The sequence below is a fragment of the Methanobrevibacter sp. genome, from assembly GCF_045636185.1.
GTDB lineage: Archaea > Methanobacteriota > Methanobacteria > Methanobacteriales > Methanobacteriaceae > Methanocatella.
The window spans coordinates 1-6,200 of record NZ_JAZTXC010000028.1 but is presented as its reverse complement, the minus strand read 5'-3'; the positions used below and the strand labels follow the sequence as shown (position 1 = coordinate 6,200).

Annotated in this window: 3 protein-coding genes; 2 read left to right on the top strand and 1 reads right to left on the bottom strand. The window is 29.5% G+C overall.

Annotated features, from left to right (window positions below):
- Positions 1-425 (top strand): Ig-like domain-containing protein (locus ACKI3Q_RS02140; protein WP_407413826.1); only part of this gene is annotated, 425 nt, incomplete at its 5' end.
- A 244-nt stretch (positions 426-669) separates the two neighbouring features.
- Positions 670-3,915 carry a C1 family peptidase gene (locus ACKI3Q_RS02135; RefSeq protein WP_407413824.1) on the top strand — a complete coding sequence of 1,082 codons (3,246 nt, stop codon included), beginning with the start codon at positions 670-672 and terminating at the stop codon, positions 3,913-3,915.
- A gap of 177 nt (positions 3,916-4,092) precedes the next feature.
- Here ACKI3Q_RS02135 and ACKI3Q_RS02130 read toward each other — a convergent pair whose 3' ends face one another.
- A complete protein-coding gene (locus ACKI3Q_RS02130; protein ID WP_407413822.1) occupies positions 4,093-5,457 on the bottom strand; it encodes a transposase in 1,365 nt (454 codons plus the stop codon).
- Positions 5,458-6,200: the final 743 nt, after the last annotated feature.

The window sequence follows — 6,200 nt, the reverse complement described above, 5'->3', positions numbered from 1 at the left end:
GTCAAAATATTAGAATGAATATTAATGGAGTCTTTTATGATCGTGCAACCGATGAAAACGGAATTGCCAAATTAAACATTAATTTAAACCCTGGCGAATATATATTAACCGCTGTTGATCCATTAACTGGTCTTCAAATGTCATATACAATTACCGTATTACCTGTGCTGACTGCTGAAGATTTAAACATGGTTTACAAGGACGGTTCCAAATTCAGTGCAACTATTGTTAACCGTCAAGGAAATCCTATATCTGGCGTTGAAATAACATTCAATATTAATGGAGTGTTCTATAATCGTCCAACCGATGAAAACGGAATAGCTAGACTAAACATTAATTTAATACCGGGAAAATATATTATAACAAGCCAATACGGTTCAGCCGTGATTTCAAACAAAATAACTATCGCTGCAAAAGAGGAATGAATAATTCCTCTAATTTTTTTATTTTTTAATATATATTCATCAAATATGAATACACATTTGTTTAAGAATGAACAATTTTAAATATTTCTTTAAATAAAATATAATTTAAGTTCAAAATGTCATACTTTTATCTTATTTATTTTATAATAGTATAACTTTTATGATATTTGATCTTTAATCAGAACACTACTCAGTTCGCGAGAATTGAAAATTAACATAAAATTATAAATATGGGGGAAAAATATTGAATAAATTAAAAATATTTCTAGTATTTTTTGTGTTATTCATATCAATAAGTGCAGTTTCTGCTGAAGGAAATTTTACATCTCTCCAGACAGATATTGCCAATAGTGAAAATTCAATTGATATAACACAAGATTATATATTTGATGAAAAAGCAGATGCTGGCTTGGATTCCGGTATTGTAATAAAAAAAACTAATTTTGTAATTAACGGAAACGGACATACATTAGATGGAAATTCTATGGCTAGAATTTTTAATGTCGCAGGAGAAAGTATCACGATAAATAACCTCACATTCATTAATGGAAATGCTAATATTGGAGGGGCAGTTTTATGTGATGGAAATAATGCCGTAATTAACAACTGTACATTTAATAAAAACAACGCAACTACTGATGGTGGAGCAGTTATTTTCAGGAACAATGGAAAAGTTATGAATTCAATATTTACTGATAACTACTCACCGGACTGTGCAGCAATTGGAGTTTATGGATCAAAAGTAACAGTCACTGATTCTACATTCAACAGTAAAATAGAACTTGTAAAAGGATTTATCCATGGGGCAACTGCATCAATAATTATTGATACATGTACTTTTGAAGATACAATATCAAAATATGCTGCAGTAATAAATGATAGATATACAGAGGTTCGAAATTCAACATTTAGAAACTTAGAAGCTAAAGAAACTGGCGGGGCTTTAATCTTAAAAGAAGTAGATAAAGCAATCATATACAAATCTAGTTTTATCAATGTCCAATCCCAAAAAAATGCGGGAGCGATATTTATTGATACACCAGGTTATCTATACAGCGACAAGGGAACCACACTGATAAATGATAGTGAATTCGTTAACTGTTCCTCAAACTTCGGAGGTGCTGTTGTTTTACTTGGAGGAACTTCAACTATAACAAATTGTGACTTTATCGACAATGAAGCAGAATACGATGGGGGAGCATTATATGTATCAGATAATGACCTCAGCATTTACAATACACAATTCAGAAACAACAAACTAAGAAATGACGTAGAGTACATACATGGAGGTGCAATTTATGCCGATACGTCTAATATGCTTATTAGAAGCACAGATTTCATTGACAACCAGAAACAAGCAATTTATTCTTATTCCTGCAAGATGAATATATGGGCTAATTTCACAAACAATACTGAAGGAGTGCACGGTGTTTTTTTAGTTTCATATGAAGTTACTTTTAATACCAACACAACAGACAAATTTATTTATAATGACACGGATTACGGTACATACATTACTGATAAAGGTGCTGAACTCAAACTAACTAACGACACATTCATAATAACAAAACTTCCTTCCAGATTCGATTTGAATGAATGGGGATTTGTAACTCCTATTAAAAATCAAGGTGAAGATAGTTCCTGTTGGGCATTTGGAACTGTTGGGGCATTAGAATCCGCATTATTAAAAGCAACAGGAATTGAATATGATTTTTCAGAAAATAACCTTCAAAATTCATTGCTGAGATATTCAAAATACGGTAATAGAATTACAAGAGAAGGGGGAAATAACAATATGGCCGTATTATATGCACTTAACTGGTTTGGAATGGTTCCGACCGAAAATGATACCTACGATGAATACGGTAAAATACCAACATTTACCACACCAGGTAATATCCATGTTCAAGATGTAGTAATAATCCCTAAACGTGCAAATCTTACAGACAACAATGTCGTTAAACGCGCATTAATTGATTATGGGGGTTTATCTGCTGAAATGAAAGCTTTTGGAAAAGCACCATATTATAATACTAAAACTTCAGCACAATATTATAATGATGAAAGTGATGTTAAAGTCAACCATATAGTGACACTTGTTGGATGGGACGATAACTACTCAAAAAACAATTTCCTAATAACACCACCAGGAGACGGTGCATGGATTATTAAAAATAGTTATGGTCCAGATTTTGGTGATGGAGGATTTAATTATGTTTCATATTATGATGTAAGTCTCCTATCCCATGAAATAGTAGGATACATATTTGAAAATGATGAACCATATGACGGCAATTACCAATATGACTTAGGAGGAGAAATAGCATTCTATAATAAAGGCCAGTTAAACATAATGAAAAATACTTACAGCGCTTTAGAAGATACCTACATAAGTGCATTTGGATCATGGTTTGAAAAGGATAAGCCATTCACTTATGAAATTTATGTAAATGATAAATTAAGACTATCCGGCAGTGGAAAATCCTCATTTGAAGGATACCATACAGTTTTATTACCCGAATATATTTCAATCGACAAAGGAGATGAATTCCACATAATATTAAATAATACCCAATTGCCGATGCTTATAGACACCAGACAATATTTCGAGGAAGGCAACTCTCTCGTTTATCAAGAAAATGAATGGAAAGACGCAGCCATTAACAGAGGTGCTGTATCCCTAAAAGTCTACACACAAAAATCTGTGCCTGAATTGAAAACCGAAGACCTTGTAAAATATTATAAAAACGGTACCCAATTTACAGCAGATGCCGGAGAGAGTGGAAAAGAGGTGATTTTTGAAATTAACAGCAATAATTATACCAGAACCACCAATTCTGAAGGTATTGCTACAATTAATATTAACTTAAATCCTGGCAATTATACCATTAAAACCTACATGGGCAAAAAATCCGAAACGAAAAGTTCAGACGATGACGAAATTATCATTCAAAATGATATTGAAGTATTGCCTACATTGATTGGAGATGATTTGGTTAAATATTACAGAAATGATTCACAGTTCTATATCTCATTGGTCGATGGTGAAGGCAATCCATTAAGTGGCGAAAGTATTCTTATGAACATTAATGGAGTCTTTTATGAACGCACAACTAATGAAAACGGAACAGCCAAATTAAACATTAACTTGCTTCCTGGCGACTATATCCTAACAGCTATTGATCCGTTAACAGATCTTTTAATATCATATAATATTACAGTATTACCAATGTTAACCGCTGCAGATTTAAACATGACCTACAAGGACGGATCCAAATTTAGTGCTACTCTTGTTGACGGCCAAGGCAATCCATTATCTAGCGTTAACATAACATTCAATATTAATGGAGTATTCTATAACCGTACAACAGATGAAAACGGAACAGCAAGACTAAACATTAATTTAATGCCTGGAGAATATATTATAACAAGCCAATACGGTACTGCTATGATATCCAATAAAATAACCATTATTGCAAAAGAGGAATGAATAATTCCTCCACTTTTTATTTTTTTGATGTAGATAACACGATTAAGAAATCTGATTTATTAAAACAAATCTCCTTAAAATAAAAATAGCTTTTTTTAAAAATAGAACATTTACCATATCTATGAAAATAATTATGGCTAAAATGAATATAATTGAATTAGGGAGTGTCCGAAAATATCATTTTTTAATCACTCCATTTTCTTTTTTAATTTTTTGTAATATTTCAAATAACTCTTTGTTATCAATGTGTTTATGGATTTTCTTAATATTATGGGTTATTACTGTTAATGTCATTTCTAAATTTGCTTTTTTTACTCCTCTTCTTTTTAATCCTTTGAAATTGCGTGATTCAAATAATATTCCAAATCCTCCTTCAATGTAAGGGCCACGGCCCTTATATGCTTCTTGCCCATATTCAGAATGATAATCTTTAATAAAATCATCTAATATTGGATCAAAACGATCTTTTATTGTTTTTTTATATTCTGAAGTACATTCATCATGATATCGGCATCTGGTGCATTTTTTTGTCCTGTATTGTTTATAAGTAATGCCTTCATATTGCATATTGTTTGCTCTAGTTAATTTGGCTCCTTTTGGACATAAATAGGCATCTTCTTCAGGCAAATATTTAAAATTATAATTTTTATATTTTTCTTTTTGAATTTTATTTTTATCATATCTGATTTGTTTTTCAAGATTTCTTTTAGCGTTTTTTCTAGTTGCAGCTCTTCTATGGGGTATGATTAGTTTTATGGGCATTTTATGGATTCTATGCAGTAATGGAGTGTTCCAGTATCCATTATCTAAAACTAATGTGAAATTATTGATTTTTAATCTTTGTTGTATGCGGTTTATTAGGGGTATTGATTCTTTCTGGTCGTTTGGATGTTGTGTTATGTAATGTGTGATTATCATTCCTGTTTTATCGTCAATTGCTAGTTGATAATTGTAGTTTAGGCCTCTTTGCTTTTGTTTATTTTCCATGTATCGTGTTTCTGGATCCACAATGCTTACGGAGTTTTCTCCTTCTATATTTGATAGTATCTTTTTTAGTCTTTTTAATACTCTTTTTAGTCCTTTATGATCTTTTAAACTTAATTTTAATAATTGTATGCCGTTAGAATTTATTTTTTGTTTTAATTTTTTGTAAAATTCCTTTAATTCATCTTGATATTTTCCATTATAAAAGAATTCGTGGAGTTTAAACCACAAATCACCTTTTTTATTCTTGTATTCATTGTAATACTTTATAATGAAGTTTTTTAAATATTTAATTTGATCGGGATACATTTTTTTATCCGGATTGCAGTATCCTTTTAAAATTGTTCCATCTCCGTAAATTATTTTTCCTTCGATAAAACGTGTTTTTATTCCAAATTGAACTATAAAATTGTCGAATTCATCAATTAAATACATATTATTGTTCATAAAATCATTTATCGTTGTTTTTGATGGTTTTTTACAGTTGAGTAAAAATTGGCAGGTTTCGTCATTGTTTTTCCACCAGTTTTCTAGACTTCTGCAGCTGGTTATTTCCATTATATGTCCCCAACTGATGAATGGAAGCATTTCTTCTTTTTTATATATTTTTTTACGGCCAGATTTATTTTTTTTATCTTTTTTAAATAGTTCTGGGTGTGTTTCTTTAAAAATTTCAAAAAGAATTTTAACTGTATAAACAATATGATTTTTATCTAAATTAGAGCCTACATCTTTTAAAATAAAACAAGTTTGCCTATCAAATCTCATTTTAACCCATTCCTTTTTTATATTATGTTATTTTTAAAATTAACAACAAAAATACAAAAGAATTTAAAAATTTTTCCCCAAATTTTGTTTTTGAGAAAAAATTTTGTTAAAATCGAAAAAAATAAATCATATTAACAACAGTAAATATTAACTGAAGGAGATTTATTAATTATTGTATGTGTTGTTGTTATATAATTATAAATCCCTTCATATTTATATATATCTATTTTTTGCTAAAATTAAGCTTTCATAACTCTTATTTTTAAAAATAATCTTTAATTTAACCTTTAATATTTTGATTATTTTATCTATATTAAATCTTGTAAAAATGGGTATTTTGATTCATCAAATGCCAATTAATTCAATATTCGTTTGATAAATTTAATAATAATGGTTAAAAATTCCTTTTTAATTAAATAAAAAAATAAGTTAGTGAATTTTTAAAATTCACATTAAATCAATTTGAAATTTTGAGTATTATTCAATTAATCAGTTAGTATTAATAAAAATCAACTATTTCCGGACAATCCCAA